Raw genomic sequence first — 18,017 nt, forward strand, 5'->3', positions numbered from 1 at the left:
AGTGTATATACGAATTACTTAAATATTGCTACTCGAAGTATCTTGCTGGCTCACCACATGGATATTGCTGACTTGTAGATTGCCCCGATCCTGTATGCTCACTTCGCCGCCTTTGATAGTCAGGCGATTGCTTTCTGATGTGCTAGTTTGTTTGCCTATCGATGCACTTCCATCACCGCCATAGGTGTAACTCATACTTTTGCTATTGGTTTTGCTATGACTACTTTGGCTGTTATGTTCTATTCCTGCGGTGACATTCAGGCTTTGGTTCCATCAAAGCTGGTGGTGTCTGTTACGGTTAGACCAACCTGATCAGCAGCATTCAGTAATTCTTTTGTCAGTACCACGTCAGAATCTACATTTGATTGGGTAGTATTTGTCTTCATAAACTTCAATGAGTGTGACTAAAATTTCCATTTCCTCAGCTTCAGGCGTACCTTTATCTGCTTGAAAGATGCTTTCTAAACGAATAAAAGCATTAGTAAGATCAGCATCATTTCTGATTGGTTTAATAGTCACTGATATTTCCTCATTCTCATATTATCCTCCAATTACTAATACCCAGAAACAGGAGGATAGACATCAATATAGTTTCTTTAATTTAAGAGTATTATTTCAGCTTCGAATAAAACTTACTCTTACTATCATACTGATAAATTACAATTTTATTTACTTTAACCATCCGATTTTTATTATTCATATCCGTTCCCTGATAATGAATCTGAAATGGATAAAATGGTTGTCCATTTTTGTTGACTTGGATTACTGAAGAATAGCCATACTCTGGTTGTTCCGAAACTTTTCCTTCTTCAAACATTTGTTCAACAATATAGCCTTCTTCATTTAACAGAAGAAGTGACCATACGCTTTCCCCATAACCATTGCCGTAATAACCATCTCTGGTATAGCTTCCTAGTGTATTGTTTCCAAAAGCTTGTAAGTTCTTTTTAAATTCTTGGGCGTTCCATGAGGTTCGACCATATCCCTCAATACTTTCAACTCCCCCTTGGGCTGTTTTTGAAACCATTTGGAATTGTCCATTGTCCAATTTTTTAAAGAGATATAATTCCAAAGTGCCTCGTGTAGCATGTGAAGTTTCTATCCTCCCTTCGATTGCTAAAGTCACTTCGACAGGGACTAAATAACGGGCTTCTCCCTGCATATTCTGGTAAGTAATAATAGGCGCGATACTGATTACAGCATCAGTGAGATCATCCAAGTCGCTAGGCTTATTAACATAGTAGTATTTGCCACTTCCCCAGTAATCATCTTTTCCTCTTTCTCTGGATGATGTTACTTTATAAAAACTTCGAGCAACGGTATCTGTACTTAGGTTAGGAAGTACCACCTGCTTAAAGTTTTTAGGTTCAAGCTTGGATGTATCATAATATTTAATGGCTGTTGTGGCTGTTTGTACTGATGGCGTTTGAATAGCATTGAGCTGCTGTGCTTTAGCCTGCAATGTATTATATAACTTGACCGCTTCAGGTTGTCCCTGCCGTGCAGCACTTTGCAACAAGGTAACGCCCTTTTCTGCATCCTGTGGTACACCATCCCCATTAAGATACATGACTGCTAATGCGTACTGTGAAGGAGCAAAATCATTCGCTGCTGCCTTAGAAAACCATTCAGCCGCTTTTTTATGATCTTTGGATACGCCATTTTTACCTAAGTAATAAAGCATCCCCATATTATGGTTACTTAGATTGTTATCTCCTTTGGTTACGACTTGTGACAGAACATAGTTCAACCCTGCCGACAAGTTCACTTTCTTGGTTTCAGCAAATACCGATGAACTGGTCACTACCATACTGGTAGTGACAACAAGATGGAGTATTAATTTTTTCATTTGATTTCTATCCTTTATTTGTCATCGACTTTAAACCAGTACGAATATTCTTTAGGCTGACCATTTACCAAGACACTGCTGAGTTGGACGTCGTAGATCACGTTCAATTTCAAATTGTCAAAGTTAAACTGGATATGGTTGGGAACCCCGATATTTTCATAGCGGATATTGCTGATCTTCTGTTTAGCTCCACTACTTCGTTCTGTGACAACAACAGTGGCTTTGGCGTAGTCCACATTTCGATTAGCAAAAAAATTCTTTTGATCGGTTAAAATGGAAATAGAGAGGATGGAACCTGCCATATAATATTTGGCTGGATAGTTGTGATAGGGGTAGGCAATCACACCGAGTGGTGCAGTCGTTGCATCATTAAAGGGATAAACCACTTTGTAAGACGTCCCGACCACATAAGGGAATCGGGTATCCTTAAACGAGGGTGCATTGACTGAACCATACGCCGATTTTTGTAAGAATGGATTGAGCATCCAGAGCCGATGTCCTACATCTCCCGCAAACAGGTTTAATTTGTCATGCACCATATTGGTAATGCTTTCGGCAGGTGAATAGTCATATTTATTCTGTCTTCCCCCCATTTCTAGGCTACTGGTTCTTGCACCCACCGCACCAATATCGGAATAGCAGTTTGTGTTCGCTTCAGGGTAATGGGTCAAGATGTTATTGGCCGCAAGAATCAACGCCGTCTGCATCATCTCATCTTCACGGGCATCGTCATAACTCACACTTGGTAATCCATGCAAGGCACGAACAATATTGAATTCATTTAAGAATTCATTTCTAAACTTTGCACTGAGCTTGCCTGCATAACAGTTATTGATATTGGGTGCCTCGCTCATAGATGAGGCTTTAAACACATCAAAACTGATAATCTTACTCTCTGCTGCCAGTGTTTTAGCATCCCCCTCTTGGGTGAGTTTAAGGGTACATATCCCTGCATCAATCCCTTTAAGTTCACCATTAGAATAAGTACAGGTTGCTGAAGACAGGCTACTAATGGACACAGGCAATTTGGCACTGGATTCAGTATCCAGTGAATACACACTCTCCGTCAGAACGTATTTTATTTTTAGCGGGGTAATAGTTTGCTTAAGCTTATTCACGCACGCATTATTTTCTAAATATTGCTCAGCCGCACAAGTCACATTGATGGTCATGCTGCTATTCAATGGTAGAACTTTTGATGTCCCTGCCTGTGTCAGTGCCAGAGTACACTGTCCAACTTTAAGCGCTTTGAGTTCTTTGCTACTTACACTACAGATGTTGGGTGTATTACTGCTAAAAGTTACTGCCAGACCTTGATCTGTTTGCAGCGATAATGGATAGCTTTGACCTTGGATCAGGTTACTCAATGGGAGTGACTGGATATTTTGTACTACCTTATTTTTACATGTGCCCTCTTCCAGATATTGGCTTTCAGCACAGGTCACAGGCTTAGGGATTGTATTGCCATTATCTGGATTACCCGCTCCACTGCCATTGGATGAACTGGAATCTCCACCCGAACTACCGCCACCACATCCAACCATTACGGTGCTGATTGCCATCATCAGAACTGATGGTATAAATGATTTTGAAATCATCATGATTAACTGCCTAGTATTTATATATTGTTATTGATAATGATCAGCCGATAATAATTGACGGATTTCACTGGCCATTTTTGGGCTACGCCAAGGAAACAGCACTTTAAGGCTGTAATTTGGTTTAAATTGATCCCGTGTTCCGATATTGACTTGAAACTCTCGTTTCATCGGTGTCCGATGGACTTGTTGATTAACATGAGTTCCCATCATTGGGTTACTGATTACGGTAGTCGTGGTTCTAAAGTGATCTTCAACCAAATTGTAATGACCCACAGAAGTAATGTAGTTAAAAGGATATTTGACGAGACGTTGATCAGGCTGATCAAACAGGATGATGGTTTTGTCCAGGCTGTTAATCCAGACACCACGATTTTGATAATTAAAGCTTTCACCCTGACGTTTCAGTTGTTCGGTCATCCCGTCAAAGTAAGTATTTCCGTATTGATAGAGGTAGTAAATGATCACAAACCAGAATAGGTCAAAGCCAAAGAAGATATAGCCGAAAGCACCAAAGGAAAAGATTTTGGCGACAATGAGAAAGATCACTATCGGTGCCACCACACATTTTAAAAATAGTTTGGATTTCTGAGGACGGTTTTCGATTGGAATGATTTTAGGTTTGGTTAATTCAGACATGGTTGTTCCCCGCATGTTCAATGCAATTCACAATCACCAGCGGATATAAATATAAAAAGGTCTATTTTTTATAGGCGTGATTTAGCGATCCACCGTTGGATTGTTCTTGTTAAAAGTTTTTTAATACAGACGAATAATAATAGTTAGCCGTCTGGTCCCCGTTGAAAAGCACAACAAGGTTGAACAGGTAGTGAGGCACAAATGAGAAAAGATAGATACAACATGTAAAGCTCCTTGAATCTTAAGAAGTTCTGCCATATCACTGTCAAATAATGGTGGCAGAACAAAAGAGGGTTGACAGACTGGGATCCAAGGAACCAGCACACCCGAAGGTGTCCCCCTTCTGTCCTACCATAAAGATAAAAGGGGGACGAGAAGGTCCACAAAAAATAGACAGGCTATTTTCTGTGCTGGATCAACGGTCTGTCAAAACCGACTGGCAATGTAGGCCAGCGAGCCCATATTAATTTTATCCAGCGCTTTAGTCAATTTTTCAAATATTAAAATCTGGACAATCAACTCGGACGGAGAAAGTTAAGTGGCTGAATTTTACTTAAGTAAAATTCAGCGCATCAAGGTGGCTATTTTGATTTTATGGATAAGCCTAAAATATGTATAAGAATAAATATTAGGCTGACATATCCATCAGCAGATACTTTAGACAAACAGTTTTCCAGCCGTCAGAAATTCAATATTTCTTCAGGATAATCAATCAATTATTTAATGTTAAGATATGTAAAAAGATCATATTGGATCGTTGACAGGCTAAGGTATACCCAGTTACTCTAGAATCACACAGCAAAATCTGTGTTCAGGCGTAGGAAACCTGATAATATCACTGAGTGCAAAATAAAATGTCGCACTAGCGGCTATTTTTTTGCCTACTGTTTAGCAGTCGTTTTGGCAGCTTGACAGGGCAGCCTTATGCTGGCCGAACTCAGTGATCGGTATTTCCTACCCTTGTTAAGCTGCCACCATCACCGTAGGAAAGTGATGGTGGTAAGTATTTAAACTTATCACTGAGAAATGACTATGAACGCAATTCTTCATGGTGCAAACACTTGCACCACTAAAAAACAAGCTTCTCAACTTATTGTTGAACTTGGCAAATCTATTTCAAATCCGCAACGCCAAACATTGGCAAATCTTTATATTGCGGTTGATACTGCAAATTCCTTACTCAACGAGCTCGAACAAGCACATCAAATCATTCGTCAGTGTATGTATGAAATGACTGATAAGCAAATTTTCGAAGTTGCCAAACTCAATCAAAATAATAATTTGTCTTCATTGTGGGCATTCCGAACACACCAACGTCAAAAGATGCTTGAACGAGCACAACGTGTTTTGGGAATCCGTTCTATTTAACTCACATAATTATTGATGAATTTTTAGCTTGCTACTGTGCACTATATAAATCGACTGCGTTATTATCGATTAAACAGAAATAACGTTGAATGTAATCAGTGACAGTAGCAACGCTAAAGATAATAAAAGTCTTATTTTTAAAAGTGGTTGCTTAAAATTCAGGACCAGAGTCATTTGATTTCTGTTGCTTAGCTTCAACTTGTGGTTGACGTTGAATGTTATATTGCTGCCCCAGCATGGCAGCAATTAAGCTCATCATCAACCTGACAACTTCTTCAACGAGCTTTGCAAGTTGCAGTATTGTTGCCGTAAGTTCTGCTGAATGCTCTCGATCGAGTTGGTATTGTTGTTGCATTGATGCTGCATGCTCTTGATCTGCGTCTGCTTGTTCTCTAAGTCGACGCATATGTTGTTTAAACTGTTCATATTCTGAGTGCAATTCAGCATCATCTCGTTTAAATTCTTGATTTGTTGCTGGTATTGCGATTGTAAATTTTTCAAATTCATCTCCTGGTTCTCTAGACCATCCAAGCGCTTGATCAAGCTGGTTGTTAAGAGCTGTAGTTTGTTGATCTGTGTTGCGCATATCATGCTCTGTTCTTGAAGTCGCTGCTCTTTCTGATGCTGTAAGTGCTGTTGTTGCTCTAACTGTTCTAATTTTTCCTGCCTCGATTGTAACTCTTTGATCATCAATCCAATATTCTGAAATAGATTGATTTCGGCTTGGCTCAAGTCTGACGGACTGCTGAAGCCTAAGATTTTCAAGATCTTGTTCATGTCGTCTCTGTTGTTCTGCTCGTAATGCTCGATCACGCTGAGCCTTTTTTTCATCTTCTCGACGTTTTCTTGCAAGCCTTGCATAGTACTCAGCGAGGATGGCGTCAAAGCTAAACTCATTTGTTCGAGTAAATCCAAAATCATCTGCTGTGTGTCGCTGCCGTTGTGGTGTTGAATAGTCGTTTGTTGCTGTTCTTTCATGACTTATTTCTCCACGATGCATGGAAATGTCAGATGAATATTCGGTTCCGTCGGATGAACCATTTTTTTGTTCAAATTCAGAGTATTGCAATCGATCCATTTCGGAGAAGTAATTGCTCGGAAACGATTGCCCCTGCCGTCCGTCAAAATTTCGGTCTGGTTTTTGGTTAAGATCGGCTGTGTGAAATAATAGTTCACGGGTAATATTGTTAAAATATTCAGCAGCCACATTCCAAGCGCCATGAGAATGAACATTTTTAGAATCAATTTCGGGTTGTAAGTGATCGACTGAGTTAATGCCTGATCTACTTGCTGTTGCAACTGTTCCTTCTGGTCTTCTAATATTTGTGAGACTTCCTGAGTATTGTTCTGAATCTGGGTTTTGATCAGATTCTGATTGTCTTCGATCGTTTGTTGTAGTTGGACTTTGCTCTGCTGAAGATGCTTTTGCATGATCTGATCGATTTCGTTGAGATGCGATAACAGCGTCATTTGAATATTGCTGATATTCTGCTTCAAGTCTCCTCGATATGATTTCAATCCTTCGATTAAAATCTGGGTCTCGTTCTTCTGGTGTTGTAACAGTCGCATAACGCTGTCTGTTGTAATCTGCTCTTGCTTGTCGAGCTCCTTGTAAAGCTTGTTCTGCTCGATCTCGAAGTTGTGCACTAGGCGTTCGAGTGTATTTTGAAATCTGATTAACTGTTCGCTGCTCATCGTTTCCACGTTCTCGATCTGCTGTTCGAACTTGTTCAAGAGATTTGATACGCTCTCGAATTGTTCTTGAACATTTTTCGATGTTGAATTGTCTTTCATAGACTTCTCCTTGAAAATAGATAGGTTTCTTGCCAAACGGTGGAACTAGGCTGAACTGTTTTTCTCGAATTTTGACTACTTCACTTGCCAGCTTGTTCGTTAATACGAACTGCATAAAGTCATCACGGTTTCTGACTAAAAGTTCGGACGGAATTACTTGAGCATGTTTTTTTTCTTGTTGTTTCAACGATATTGATAAAAGCTGTAAATAAGTGTTTTCAATGTACTGTTTATAATTCTCTCGATCTTTTCCAATCTTTTTCAGCGCAGCTTGCAAATATGTCTCATAACCTTTTTTTGTAAATCTTGCACGCTCTGGATCATTCGGATCTGCCCAACCGTATTCAAAATTCAACTTGTCTTGCAAGGTATGAAAATGCTTTTGGAAATTGCCGGGAGGTGCGATATTCATTGCTTTTCCTGACCTGAGTTCAAGCCGAGGGACAAGAATATGAACATGTTTTGAACCGTTTAGTTCCTGATGTAAAACAGCCGTCAAATGATATTGATCAGACTCGAGACCACTAAAAGCCAATGCTTCGAACTGTTTTAAGACATCTTTTATTTCAATGTTAGTAGGTTGATCTTCTTCAGCAAAAGCAATCACGGCAGACGTATATTTATGTTTGAAAGGAGAACTATCTGCAATTTTTGCAAAGAGATGTGGGTCACCGCAGAGCACTTCGACATGCGGACGGACAATATTCATGTGATCTTTTTCATCGAGCACATAGCTCGCTGCACGTGCTGCACTGCCCGTTCCATGCCTCAACATCTTAATCAACATGCCCCGCTCTCCCGTTTAAAATAAAAAAGTAAATAAAATTAAATTTCTATATGGTCATCAGAAAGATCAGCATCTAAAACTGATTCAAGTTCACCATCTCCAACGACTTGCATTTGTCGCAATAAATCGGCGAGATATTTTTGTTCAATATGCTGATGTCGGCGCTGAACAGTTTCATCAGAACGATGCTGTGACGGAGGTGAAGGAAGTGGATAAAGCTGATAAATTTTTTTTAAATAGTCTTCGACCAGTAAGTAAGTTCGAAGCAAGTCAACTGGCTTTCCGATTTTGTTGCTAATGTGAACTGCACGGGTAATCTGATTGAGATTATTGCCAATTTTTGCAAGTTGGAATGCAATGCTTTCGCTATCTTCTTCCACTCCACGACGGGATACTTGCTTGGCAACGACATGCGATTCACGAATTGCTGATTGATCAACATTCAAGATATTTTGAATATAATAGCTTACGCTAAACCGAATAAAATCACTTGTGTTTTTATTTAATATCTTTGCTGAATTTTTAATTAACTCTAACTCACCATCATTTAAACGTAATTCAAGCCTACTTAATCTTTTTGACTTCACAATAACATTTGCATCAATCATAATCACACCAAAACCATCAATCTATTTTTAAGCTATAATATTTTTTAAAATAAAAAAAGTGTTTTTGAAAATAATTTTAAATTAGAATAAATAGTTACTCTAAAAATTCTAAATAGCTCGCCTATTAAAAGTAGCGGTTTGGCTGCAAGCCAACCAGATCCCATTCGTAGAAAACCACAACTTTTGTTGTGATTTTGTACGGACATGGGTAATCTGGCTCGTCCGGTTAAAATCATATTTAATGTACTTTAGACTATTAAATGTTATATTAAACTTGATAAATATTAAGAGTATGATAGTCATCAAAGAATAACTAAAAAAACCTTACCAAAGGATAAACATCCAAAGAAAATAATTATAAAATATAATTCAAAAACATAAACTTATTTAAAAAAATATTAAATAAATTATCTCAACAATAAAAAATCTATAAAATTAGTAAAAAATAATCCCACAGAGACAAACCATGCATTAAAATTCAATATAAATTAATCTTAATCCAATGAAATATTTATCTAAAAATAAAAAACGACCTTTAAATATTAAAAACCAATCACCCTAAAGTTTAAAACCCAAATTTCAAATTTTAAAAGCAACCTCGATCATACAAAAGATTAATTACTATTATAATAAACATATAACCAGTTTAGGAAATAAACCTTTTTTTTGATCTTTTACACCAAAATCATTTTTATATAAAAAAATATGCTAGCTTTCAAATTATAGAAACTTGTTTTATTCTTCAGATCCTAATTACCAAAATCAGGGTTTTAAGACAACAAGGCTTTCTTCAACTGAATTAAAAATTGAAGAGGTCAAAATGATTAAAGATCTTTATCTAATAAAATTCATTATTAGATATACAAAAAATGTAGCAAGACTTTCGGATAAGACTGCGGAGGTTCAACAATGAATAAACATTTTGAACTCGTTGACTGGGTCACTGCGGAAAAGTTTTGTGAATTGACGGGCGAACAGATCTCGAACCTAAAAAATCTACGTCCACAATGGGATGAGGGAAAAGTATGGGTAAAAGTATCTGATCGAAAAATTTTATATAGCTTAAAAGGTTATAACAGATGGGTCGAACAAGCAGCTCAGGTCTACCAAAAGGCACAAGAGCAAGATCGGGAAAAGTACAGATTAATTTTAAATGGAACGGTAAACGTGAGTGGTTCACCCTCGACCTCGCAGATACACCAGCCAACTTCAGTAAGGCGGCTAAGATTAGAGAAGATTTTGTAACTAAGGCCAAGTACGGAATCTTAAAGATTGAAGATATCGAAGCGGTTACTGTCAAACCCATCAAAAAAGCTGACGCTGTGCAAGAAACATTGCCAGCGTCACGAGGTCCTACTTTTGCTCAGTATGCCCAAGAATACCTCTACAACCTAGCTGACCATAAGCACGGTACCAAGAAAAAATATCTTTCCATTTTGGAACGGCTGTGGATGCCATTATTTGCTGACATGCCAATTAATACGATCACCAGCCAAATGTTGCGTAGTGCGGTGAATGGACGTGAATGGTCTTCAGCGAAGACTCGAAATGATGCTTTGATTCCATTACGTGGCGCATTCGAACTAGCGCACGATGATGAAATTATTGATAAGAACCCATGTGACCGATTAAAGAATCAGAAAACGCAGGAAACTGAACCTGATCCATTTAATGAGATTGAACGAGAAAGAATACTGAACTGGGTAAGAGAGAAATATCTTGCAGACTATCCGACTGTGTATTGGTATTTTGTGGTGGCATTTTGGACAGGTTGCCGTCCATCAGAAATTATCGCGCTCACTTGGCAGGATGTAGATTTTTTGAATAAGCAGATTCACATCAATAAAGGTCGTGTGAACGGCGTTCAGCAGGAAACCACTAAAACCAATAAGGCCCGATTTGTAGATTTGAATGATTTTGCATTTGAAGCATTCCAACAACTCAGATTACTAACTTATCTCAAATACGAGCATGTATTTATTTGTGATGAGACTGGTGAGGAATTTACTACGCAAAAATCATTGAGTGAAAAGTTTGTGGCTGCATTGAAAGCGAACGGCATACGCTACCGCCCTGCCTATAACACTCGTCATACTTATGCGACTGTATGCTTAATGAATGGACTTAATCCGGTCTATGTGGCTTCACAGCTGGGTCATAGTTTGGTGATGCTCATGAAGCGTTATGCGAAGTGGATTAACTCGGATAAGAACAAAGAAGAGATCGCTAAAATTTCGAATAGTGCCAAAATTGTGCCAAAGAAAAAGGGAATCAAACTATGTATTTGATTCCCTTTAAGATATTTGGCGGAAGCGGTGAGATTCGAACTCACGGAGGACTCACACCCTCGTCGGTTTTCAAGACCGGTGCATTAAACCGCTCTGCCACGCTTCCAATGGCGGCTATCATATAAATAAAATTGCGACTTGGCAAATCTTTTTCAGTATTTCTTCAATCAAGTGTACAAAATAAAGTCAATTTTTACTGATTTGATGAATATTCAAGCTACTCATAACGAATTGAATTGATATACCAACGTTTTTTCCCTAAAGGTGTTACGACTTCAACATCATCATCCACTTGTTTTGAAAGCAAAGCTCTTGCCATCGGTGAGTCAATTGATACATGTTGTGGATGATGATCATAAATCTCATCTACCCCGACAATACGTATGGTTTTCTGTTCACCATCATCATTTTCAATTTCAACCCATGCCCCAAAATACACTTTGCCTGCTTGCTCTGGAGAAAAATCGATAATACGTAATTCTTCTAGCCGCTTACCCAAATAACGTACTCGACGATCAATTTTTCGAAGTAGCTGTTTATTATACTGGTAATCAGCATTCTCAGAACGGTCACCTAGACTTGCAGCCCATGTTACTTTCTTAGTAATTTCAGGTCGTTCTTCTCGCCAAAGATGTTGTAACTCAGCAACCAACAGATCATGCCCTGAACGGGTAATTAAATTTGATTTCATGATTTAAAACCATTCACAATATATATGCACTTGATACTTATTTTTGAAAAAATGTTTTTATAGTCTACAACCAATACAGTAAAAATGTCAGATTAAAAATCTTGCATTTTAAGGTTTAAAAAGGGATAAAATCCTTTTTTTCCTATTTAAATTCGCACATAAAATTCAACAGAAAAACGTTTTAAAAGTGGTAAATCTTAACTTAGCTTTGGAACATTTCCTTACAGTTTTTGACAAGCTATTTCAGCTTTAAAATCCACGTAATTATTAAAAAAATATTCCTTTAAAAATCATAATCTTAAATATTTAAAATTGATCATTTTTCATACAAAATTTGACAGATCTAAAAACCGCCTATATTATGCGCACATGTTTTATGAGTTTATTTTTTTAATTTTGTAGTTTTTCTGCAAAATCTTTCTATCCCACATGTCATTTTTTGAATGACGTTCATGACTGCCCACCCTTATTGAATTTACCAACTATAAAAAGTTTTTAGGTGTTTTTGTGCTTATAACTTTTTAGGGCAATAAATTACTTGTAGCGGAGACAACATGCACAGTAGTTCAACCTCTGGGTCGAGGCTTAGCCTTAACTCATTTTTTCGTGCGCTGCCAATCAAAACATTAGTTTTAACCACTGCATTAATTCCTTTTAGCATTAATGCGAGTAAGAACAATCAATACAATGCTGTAGTTAATTCGAGTAAATTAACTGTAGTTGCAGTTTCCAATCCAAGCATCGTGTTTAAGGATGGAGACTATAAGCATGGCTTCGGCTATGACTTAGCCCATAACTATGCTGAAAGTTTAAATGTTAAACTTGAGTTTAAAACGGTTTCAGACAATGCAACAGCATTGAAAATGGTTGCTCAAGGTAAAGCTAATTTTGCGATTACCACTGCAAATATGCAGACAATTGAAGCAGAACGTTTAACCTCATTTTCAGCAAGCTGTGGTGATTTCAACAGTTTAAAAAGTAATGGTTTAAACCCAGAATTGAATTGGGTATTTAAACAAGCTGAAGACCCATTAACAGCAACAGCAAGTGGTTTCATTTGCCAAAGCAAACAAAATGGTTCAACTCAGCAACTTGCCTCATTTTATAATCGTAATGTTGTCAAGAAGGACGATTGGAACGTGATCCAACGTGACCTAAGTTCTCGTCTACCGATTTATAAAGCCAGCTTTAAGCGCTCTGCGCAGCAATATGGCTTAGATTGGCACCTACTTGCTGCAATTGGTTATCAAGAATCATATTTAAAACCAGACTCTGTTTCTCCCACAGGTGTCCGTGGTTTGATGATGTTGACCAATACTACAGCCAAAGAAATGGGTGTAAGTAATCGTAGTGACCCCGCTCAGAGTATCCAAGGCGGCGCAAGATATTTTGATATGATGTTGAGTCGTTATTCTTATATTCGTAATCCAGATCGTCATTGGTATGCGTTGGTTGCATACAATATGGGTCCTGGTGCGGTTGAAGGTATTCAAAAGCGTATCAAAGCACAAGGTAAAGATCCTAATGACTGGATGAATCTTTATAATTATTTGACACGTAATCAAGCAAGTAATGGTCGTTATAAGCAAGCAGTACAGTATGTCACACGTATTCGGGCTTATTTAGAACACATTAAAACCACACCTCGATTATTAGAAATTTAATCTGTATATTAAATAGATTGGATTTGTAAAAATCAGGCAATAAAAAAGCTTACTCTTGGGTAAGCTTTTTTATTTTAAAAGGATTAAGCTGTTTGCTCTAATACTTTCTTAAATAAATCTTTTTGCTCTTGGCTTGGCTTCGCTGTTTGTAAAGCCATCAATTGAGACATATCACCTTGAACCTTGATTTTGCCTGTCATAAATGCTTGCATAGCAGCAGCCATATCAAATTCTAAGAATACTTTACGAAGCGTTTCAGCATCCATGTTCAATGTTGTTTTCGCATTTGCAGAACTACCTTTGACGATTTTTCCGCCGTCTAAAGCAAGCTCAGTGTTGCCATCTGCATCTGCAACAACCAAATTAATTGCTAAACCTGAAAGTGCTGGTGGTAAGTTTAAATCACCTGCTTCAGCAGTTAATTTTTCAACATTTGCAAACCAATCATCAGTTAAAAATGCAGGCATGTTCATTCCTCAAATTATTTATTCAATTTATTGTGTTATCTATCCAGACAACATCAGGTTGAAGCAGTTTTGCTTGCCCAATGTTATAGCATGATAATTTCAATTTGGGCTAAAGTTTTTTGTACGGACTGTTCATGTTTTATCGGTTTTATCGTTTTATTTTTTTAAATCAGGCACTCATCTCAATATGAATGCCCGATTCGTTCATTTAATTGGCAAAAAAGATCAATCTGCTGCAAAACTAAGATTTACAACATCTAAACGTTTTTTCATTTCTTCCGTATCACATTTCATATCGAATTCACGTTCTTCATCCAATTTTTCGAAATCAAATAAATCACGGTCAGCCAATTGAGATGGTGAAACATTCTGCAATGCACCAAAAATGCTGTGCAAACGTTTTGGATATTGTTTATCCCAACCACGTAGCATGTCGTTTAACATGGCACGTTGTAAGTTTTCCTGAGAACCACATAAGTTACATGGAATAATCGGGAATTTACGAATTTCAGCATATTTGATGATGTCTTTTTCTTCGACATAAGCCAAAGGACGAATCAAAATGTTCTTTTTATCCGAAGACAGTAATTTTGGTGGCATCGCTTTTAAGCTACCACCATGGAATAGATTCAAGAAGAACGTTGCAATGATATCATCGCGATGATGACCCAATGCCACTTTGGTCGCACCAATCTCTTGCGCAAAACCGTAGAGTGAACCACGGCGTAAACGTGAACACACTGCACAATAGGTTTTACCTTCTGGGGTCAAACGCTTGGTGATGCTATAGGTGTCTTTTTCCAAAATATAATAAGGAATATTGTTTTCTTCCAAATATTTCGGTAACACATCTTCAGGAAAACCAGGTTGCTTTTGATCCAAGTTCACTGCGACAACATCAAAGTTGATCGGTGCAATACGTTTAAATTGCAACAAAATATCAAGCAAGGTGTAACTGTCTTTCCCACCAGAAACACAGACCATTACCTTATCGCCTTCCTCAATCATTTTAAAGTCACGAATTGCATGGCCGACTTGACGACGAAGTTTTTTCAAAAGACGATAATAAGCTGAACTTGTTGGAAGCTCTGGTTTAAAATTAAATCCTTGTTCGGACTCAACTGGCGAGTACATAGACGAGATAAACCCATTAAAAAATACTGGGCAATTTTATCTGATTTGAACGTCAACCGCATCTAAAGATTTTTTTATTTTGCATCTATTTTTATCTGGTCATCTTCCTGTCGTATTTCCACATTTAAAATAGACGGCTCAGTTCATTTTTTAGCCGAAGTGCTTATCTTTTGGACTTTTCCACAGTTTTCCACAAAACCTGTGGATAAAATTGTGGATTGTTTGGGGCTTGACAAAGTTTTCTCACGCAATGATGGGCATTCTCTTTAGATTGATCATTTTTTAACCACTAAATTTTATGTATATTTTTCAAATGCTTAATATAGTCAATAAATATATTTTAAAAAAAATATAAAATTTTTTTTGATTAATATGCCAACAAATAGCACTTGCTTTTTTGCAATTGTATTGTTAAAACTCAATTCATTGTTTTTCTTGTTCAATAACTTTGTTAAACTCCCAAAAATTGGGGAAATATTTTAATTACTACTAAAATGAAAAAATTAATTACGGGTTCGTTAGTGTCAATGTTAGGATGTATGAGCTTCGCTTCATTTACATCGCAAAGTTTTGCAGGCCAAATTTATTTCTACAAAGACCAAAATGGTACAACGCTACTCACCAATCGGAAGAACCCAGATCGCTCACTGCAAAAAGTCAAAGTGACTTATTATAAAGACAGTAATATTCACAGTTATAGCAACTGGGGAAGCACAGAATCCGCAGTACTGCCAAGTTATAGTAAAAGTAAAAACTCATTTGACAGTATTATCCGTCAAGCTGCACAGACACATGGTGTTTCAGAAGGCTTAATCAAAGCAGTGATGCATACTGAGTCCGGTTTTAATACCAATGCACGTTCCCCTGTTGGTGCGCAAGGTTTAATGCAACTTATGCCTGCAACAGCACGTCGCTTCAATGTGTCAAACTCTTATGATCCACAGCAGAATATTTTTGGTGGTGCCAAATATCTCAGTTGGTTAATGAAACGATTTAATGGAAATACCAGTTTAGCTTTAGCTGCTTATAATGCTGGTGAGGGTAATGTGGATAAATACGGTGGTATTCCACCCTTCCGTGAAACCCAAGACTATGTCAAACGTGTGACCAGTCGTTTAAATAACCTATATGCTGGCGGGTTAAATTTAACTGCAAATAATATCGACACTTCAACGGGTGCTGGGCAAATCATTGCACAATCAAATCAACCTGAAACCGTACAACAAATCAGCAACACTTCACCTATTCAACAGGTTAAATATAGTTCTCGACCGATTATTATTGCCTCTGATGGAACATACACGGATGCACCTGCGGGTTCTTATTCAACAGCGCATGCCAGTGCGACAGCACAAATCACTATTGGCAACTGATAAAATCAGACTTTATTTCCAAAATAGAGTTTGTTTATATCTTAAATAAGTATGTAATTTATGCAATTACATATTTTCAACAAATTGCTAAAAAAATAATGTTTTCTCTAATACCGAGAATCTTTTTTTATCTTGTCTATTTTTTTTTATAAATTTCTTATCCACTATCCATTTCATTTTATTTTCTCATTTTTTATCAGATCGATTTTTATCATTATTCTTGAATTTTAGTCATCTAAACCTCATATTGAATTTCATGATTTATTTTAATACATCATATTATTTATTATTTATAAGAGGATTCTCTCCATGATGCGGATTGGTTTGTTTTTGCTAACCAACCTCGCGGTACTGGTTGTAGCTGGCATTATCCTATCATTATTAGGTGTTGGTAGTTACCACGGCGCTGGCGGTCTTAAATTAGGCAACCTGATGGTCATCTGTTTAGTGTTTGGTATGGTAGGTTCTTTAATCTCCCTCTTTATGTCCAAATGGATGGCGTTAAAAACCACAGGTACTGAATTAATTGACCCGAATGCTCCTCGTAACCAAGCCGAAGTTTGGTTATTACAAGAGGTTGCTCAACTTTCACAACGTGCTGGTATTCAAATGCCAGATGTTGGTATTTTCCCATCTTATCAGTCGAATGCGTTTGCCACAGGTTGGAATAAAAACGATGCGCTTGTATCGGTTTCATCAGGTTTACTGGAACGCATGAACAAAGATGAATTGCGTGCCGTACTTGCGCATGAGATTGGTCACGTTGCCAATGGCGACATGGTCACTTTATCCCTTATTCAAGGTGTAGTGAACGCCTTTGTAATGTTCTTTGCCCGTGTGGTTGGTGATTTTATTGACCGAAACGTCTTTGGCCGTCAAGACGGTGAAGCACCAGGACTTGCTTATTTTGCAATTACCATCGTGCTTGATATCGTTTTCGGTATATTGGCTTCGGCAATCGTGATGTGGTTCTCTCGCTATCGTGAATACCGTGCAGATGAAGCTGGTGCTCAACTTGCAGGTAAAGAAGCCATGATTTCCGCTTTATTGCGTCTACAGGCTGAATCTGAAATGCCAGATCAAATGCCGAAAGAAATGAAAGCTTTTGCTATCGCAGAAGGTAAAGAGCAAGGTTTCAGTTTGGCAGCTTTATTCCAAACTCACCCAAGCATCGAGCAACGTGTTGCCGCTTTACGTCAACTTAATTTACCTTAATCTATACGCTATCGCTAAATTGTAGTGATCGATAGAAAAACAGAGCCTCCAATATGGAGGCTCTGTTTATTTACATCATATTTTAATTTTGCTTGTCCGCTATTTACCGCACAATTTCTATCTACCTATCTTTCTTTAAATACCAATAACTATAACAACTGAAGGAATTAATCTAATTGGATGCAACGAATTAAACTACCATTCGGATCAACTACACAAAACATATCAATTTCTCCGAGATACTGAATTTCAGTTATTTTTGCTTCTGGGAATTGTGCCCAATCTAAGCCTTGCCAATAATGAAACAAATCTGGTAGGACATGGGTCCTTAAGCAAGCACTAAACCATGATTCTTTTGGATTCAGATTGGGGTGGTGAAAAAACTCAACAAGCAAACTGTCTTTGCTTAAGATCATCCATTGTGCAGACTGATAATCACACTGAAAGCCTAAAAATGCATAAAATTTACGAGTATGATCAAAATCAATAGAAGGAAGGTTTGCTGAAATATAATCTTGCATGATCACCTCTGTATTTTAATA

General features: G+C 37.6%; 16 protein-coding genes and 1 tRNA gene. 5 read left to right on the plus strand and 12 right to left on the minus strand.

Annotation, left to right across the window (positions count from 1 at the left end):
- Positions 1-18: 18 nt before the first annotated feature.
- The 5 genes from ACG9ZL_RS09650 to ACG9ZL_RS09670 form a co-directional block, all read right to left on the minus strand.
- Entirely contained in the window at positions 19-195 is a 177-nt protein-coding gene (locus ACG9ZL_RS09650; RefSeq protein ID WP_419359862.1) for a hemagglutinin repeat-containing protein, read from the minus strand.
- Positions 196-348: 153 nt separating this feature from the next.
- Positions 349-519 (minus strand): hypothetical protein, encoded by a 171-nt coding sequence (locus tag ACG9ZL_RS09655; RefSeq protein WP_198114713.1) that lies wholly within the window; start codon positions 517-519, stop codon positions 349-351.
- Positions 520-610: 91 nt separating this feature from the next.
- Positions 611-1,849: a tetratricopeptide repeat protein gene (locus ACG9ZL_RS09660; protein ID WP_419359863.1), complete on the minus strand. Its 1,239-nt coding sequence runs from the start codon at positions 1,847-1,849 to the stop codon at positions 611-613.
- Positions 1,850-1,863: 14 nt separating this feature from the next.
- Positions 1,864-3,450: a CAP domain-containing protein gene (locus ACG9ZL_RS09665; RefSeq protein WP_419359865.1), complete on the minus strand. Its 1,587-nt coding sequence runs from the start codon at positions 3,448-3,450 to the stop codon at positions 1,864-1,866.
- 27 nt (positions 3,451-3,477) lie between these two features.
- A complete protein-coding gene (locus ACG9ZL_RS09670; RefSeq protein ID WP_419359867.1) occupies positions 3,478-4,086 on the minus strand; it encodes a hypothetical protein in 609 nt (202 codons plus the stop codon).
- A 1,032-nt stretch (positions 4,087-5,118) separates the two neighbouring features.
- Between ACG9ZL_RS09670 and ACG9ZL_RS09675 the strand changes: the two genes are divergently transcribed.
- Complete coding sequence (locus ACG9ZL_RS09675) at positions 5,119-5,454, plus strand: hypothetical protein (protein WP_419359869.1); 336 nt, start codon at positions 5,119-5,121, stop codon at positions 5,452-5,454.
- A 151-nt stretch (positions 5,455-5,605) separates the two neighbouring features.
- Here the strand turns inward: ACG9ZL_RS09675 and ACG9ZL_RS09680 are convergent, their stop codons facing one another.
- Together ACG9ZL_RS09680 and mobC are read right to left on the minus strand one after the other, a co-directional pair.
- Positions 5,606-8,035, minus strand: coding sequence for a coiled-coil domain-containing protein (locus ACG9ZL_RS09680; protein WP_419359870.1), 2,430 nt, complete (start codon positions 8,033-8,035; stop codon positions 5,606-5,608).
- Positions 8,036-8,073: 38 nt separating this feature from the next.
- Positions 8,074-8,643, minus strand: a complete 570-nt coding sequence (gene mobC / locus ACG9ZL_RS09685) for a plasmid mobilization relaxosome protein MobC (RefSeq protein ID WP_419359872.1) — start codon at positions 8,641-8,643, stop codon at positions 8,074-8,076.
- A 1,079-nt stretch (positions 8,644-9,722) separates the two neighbouring features.
- Between mobC and ACG9ZL_RS09690 the strand changes: the two genes are divergently transcribed.
- Positions 9,723-10,931 carry a tyrosine-type recombinase/integrase gene (locus ACG9ZL_RS09690; RefSeq protein ID WP_419359874.1) on the plus strand — a complete coding sequence of 403 codons (1,209 nt, stop codon included), beginning with the start codon at positions 9,723-9,725 and terminating at the stop codon, positions 10,929-10,931.
- 16 nt (positions 10,932-10,947) lie between these two features.
- On the opposite strand, the gene ACG9ZL_RS09695 is transcribed toward ACG9ZL_RS09690, so the two are convergent.
- Together ACG9ZL_RS09695 and greB are read right to left on the minus strand one after the other, a co-directional pair.
- Positions 10,948-11,037: transfer RNA gene (locus tag ACG9ZL_RS09695), tRNA-Ser, on the minus strand.
- A gap of 111 nt (positions 11,038-11,148) precedes the next feature.
- Entirely contained in the window at positions 11,149-11,622 is a 474-nt protein-coding gene (gene greB, locus ACG9ZL_RS09700) for a transcription elongation factor GreB (protein ID WP_419329036.1), read from the minus strand.
- 554 nt (positions 11,623-12,176) lie between these two features.
- Between greB and ACG9ZL_RS09705 the strand changes: the two genes are divergently transcribed.
- Positions 12,177-13,286, plus strand: a complete 1,110-nt coding sequence (locus ACG9ZL_RS09705) for an MltF family protein (RefSeq protein ID WP_336952668.1) — start codon at positions 12,177-12,179, stop codon at positions 13,284-13,286.
- An 83-nt stretch (positions 13,287-13,369) separates the two neighbouring features.
- Here the strand turns inward: ACG9ZL_RS09705 and ACG9ZL_RS09710 are convergent, their stop codons facing one another.
- Both ACG9ZL_RS09710 and ttcA read right to left on the minus strand, forming a co-directional pair.
- Positions 13,370-13,753 carry an SCP2 sterol-binding domain-containing protein gene (locus ACG9ZL_RS09710; RefSeq protein ID WP_004722377.1) on the minus strand — a complete coding sequence of 128 codons (384 nt, stop codon included), beginning with the start codon at positions 13,751-13,753 and terminating at the stop codon, positions 13,370-13,372.
- Positions 13,754-13,978: 225 nt separating this feature from the next.
- Positions 13,979-14,887: a tRNA 2-thiocytidine(32) synthetase TtcA gene (gene ttcA, locus ACG9ZL_RS09715; protein ID WP_004722379.1), complete on the minus strand. Its 909-nt coding sequence runs from the start codon at positions 14,885-14,887 to the stop codon at positions 13,979-13,981.
- Between the two features lie 539 nt (positions 14,888-15,426).
- Between ttcA and ACG9ZL_RS09720 the strand changes: the two genes are divergently transcribed.
- Together ACG9ZL_RS09720 and htpX are read left to right on the plus strand one after the other, a co-directional pair.
- Complete coding sequence (locus tag ACG9ZL_RS09720) at positions 15,427-16,260, plus strand: lytic transglycosylase domain-containing protein (RefSeq protein ID WP_419359876.1); 834 nt, start codon at positions 15,427-15,429, stop codon at positions 16,258-16,260.
- A 309-nt stretch (positions 16,261-16,569) separates the two neighbouring features.
- Positions 16,570-17,475 (plus strand): protease HtpX, encoded by a 906-nt coding sequence (gene htpX, locus ACG9ZL_RS09725; RefSeq protein WP_336952671.1) that lies wholly within the window; start codon positions 16,570-16,572, stop codon positions 17,473-17,475.
- A 167-nt stretch (positions 17,476-17,642) separates the two neighbouring features.
- Here the strand turns inward: htpX and ACG9ZL_RS09730 are convergent, their stop codons facing one another.
- The gene (locus ACG9ZL_RS09730; RefSeq protein ID WP_419329032.1) at positions 17,643-17,996 is read right to left on the minus strand and encodes a bleomycin resistance protein; all 354 of its coding nucleotides are present in this window, start codon (positions 17,994-17,996) and stop codon (positions 17,643-17,645) included.
- Positions 17,997-18,017 lie beyond the last annotated feature (21 nt).

Source organism: Acinetobacter legionensis, from assembly GCF_048551735.1.
Taxonomy (GTDB): Bacteria; Pseudomonadota; Gammaproteobacteria; order Pseudomonadales; family Moraxellaceae; genus Acinetobacter.

Coding starts and splice junctions, on each gene's coding strand:
- ttcA (WP_004722379.1), bottom strand. CDS start 14,887: ATGTACTCGCCAGTTGAGTCCGAACAAGGATTTAATTTTAAACCAGAG.
- mobC (WP_419359872.1), bottom strand. CDS start 8,643: ATGATTGATGCAAATGTTATTGTGAAGTCAAAAAGATTAAGTAGGCTT.
- ACG9ZL_RS09720 (WP_419359876.1), top strand. CDS start 15,427: ATGAGCTTCGCTTCATTTACATCGCAAAGTTTTGCAGGCCAAATTTAT.
- ACG9ZL_RS09650 (WP_419359862.1), bottom strand. CDS start 195: ATGAGTTACACCTATGGCGGTGATGGAAGTGCATCGATAGGCAAACAA.
- ACG9ZL_RS09705 (WP_336952668.1), top strand. CDS start 12,177: ATGCACAGTAGTTCAACCTCTGGGTCGAGGCTTAGCCTTAACTCATTT.
- ACG9ZL_RS09665 (WP_419359865.1), bottom strand. CDS start 3,450: ATGATGATTTCAAAATCATTTATACCATCAGTTCTGATGATGGCAATC.
- ACG9ZL_RS09670 (WP_419359867.1), bottom strand. CDS start 4,086: ATGTCTGAATTAACCAAACCTAAAATCATTCCAATCGAAAACCGTCCT.
- ACG9ZL_RS09680 (WP_419359870.1), bottom strand. CDS start 8,035: ATGTTGATTAAGATGTTGAGGCATGGAACGGGCAGTGCAGCACGTGCA.
- ACG9ZL_RS09690 (WP_419359874.1), top strand. CDS start 9,723: ATGGGTCGAACAAGCAGCTCAGGTCTACCAAAAGGCACAAGAGCAAGA.
- ACG9ZL_RS09675 (WP_419359869.1), top strand. CDS start 5,119: ATGAACGCAATTCTTCATGGTGCAAACACTTGCACCACTAAAAAACAA.
- ACG9ZL_RS09730 (WP_419329032.1), bottom strand. CDS start 17,996: ATGCAAGATTATATTTCAGCAAACCTTCCTTCTATTGATTTTGATCAT.
- greB (WP_419329036.1), bottom strand. CDS start 11,622: ATGAAATCAAATTTAATTACCCGTTCAGGGCATGATCTGTTGGTTGCT.
- ACG9ZL_RS09660 (WP_419359863.1), bottom strand. CDS start 1,849: ATGAAAAAATTAATACTCCATCTTGTTGTCACTACCAGTATGGTAGTG.
- ACG9ZL_RS09710 (WP_004722377.1), bottom strand. CDS start 13,753: ATGCCTGCATTTTTAACTGATGATTGGTTTGCAAATGTTGAAAAATTA.
- htpX (WP_336952671.1), top strand. CDS start 16,570: ATGATGCGGATTGGTTTGTTTTTGCTAACCAACCTCGCGGTACTGGTT.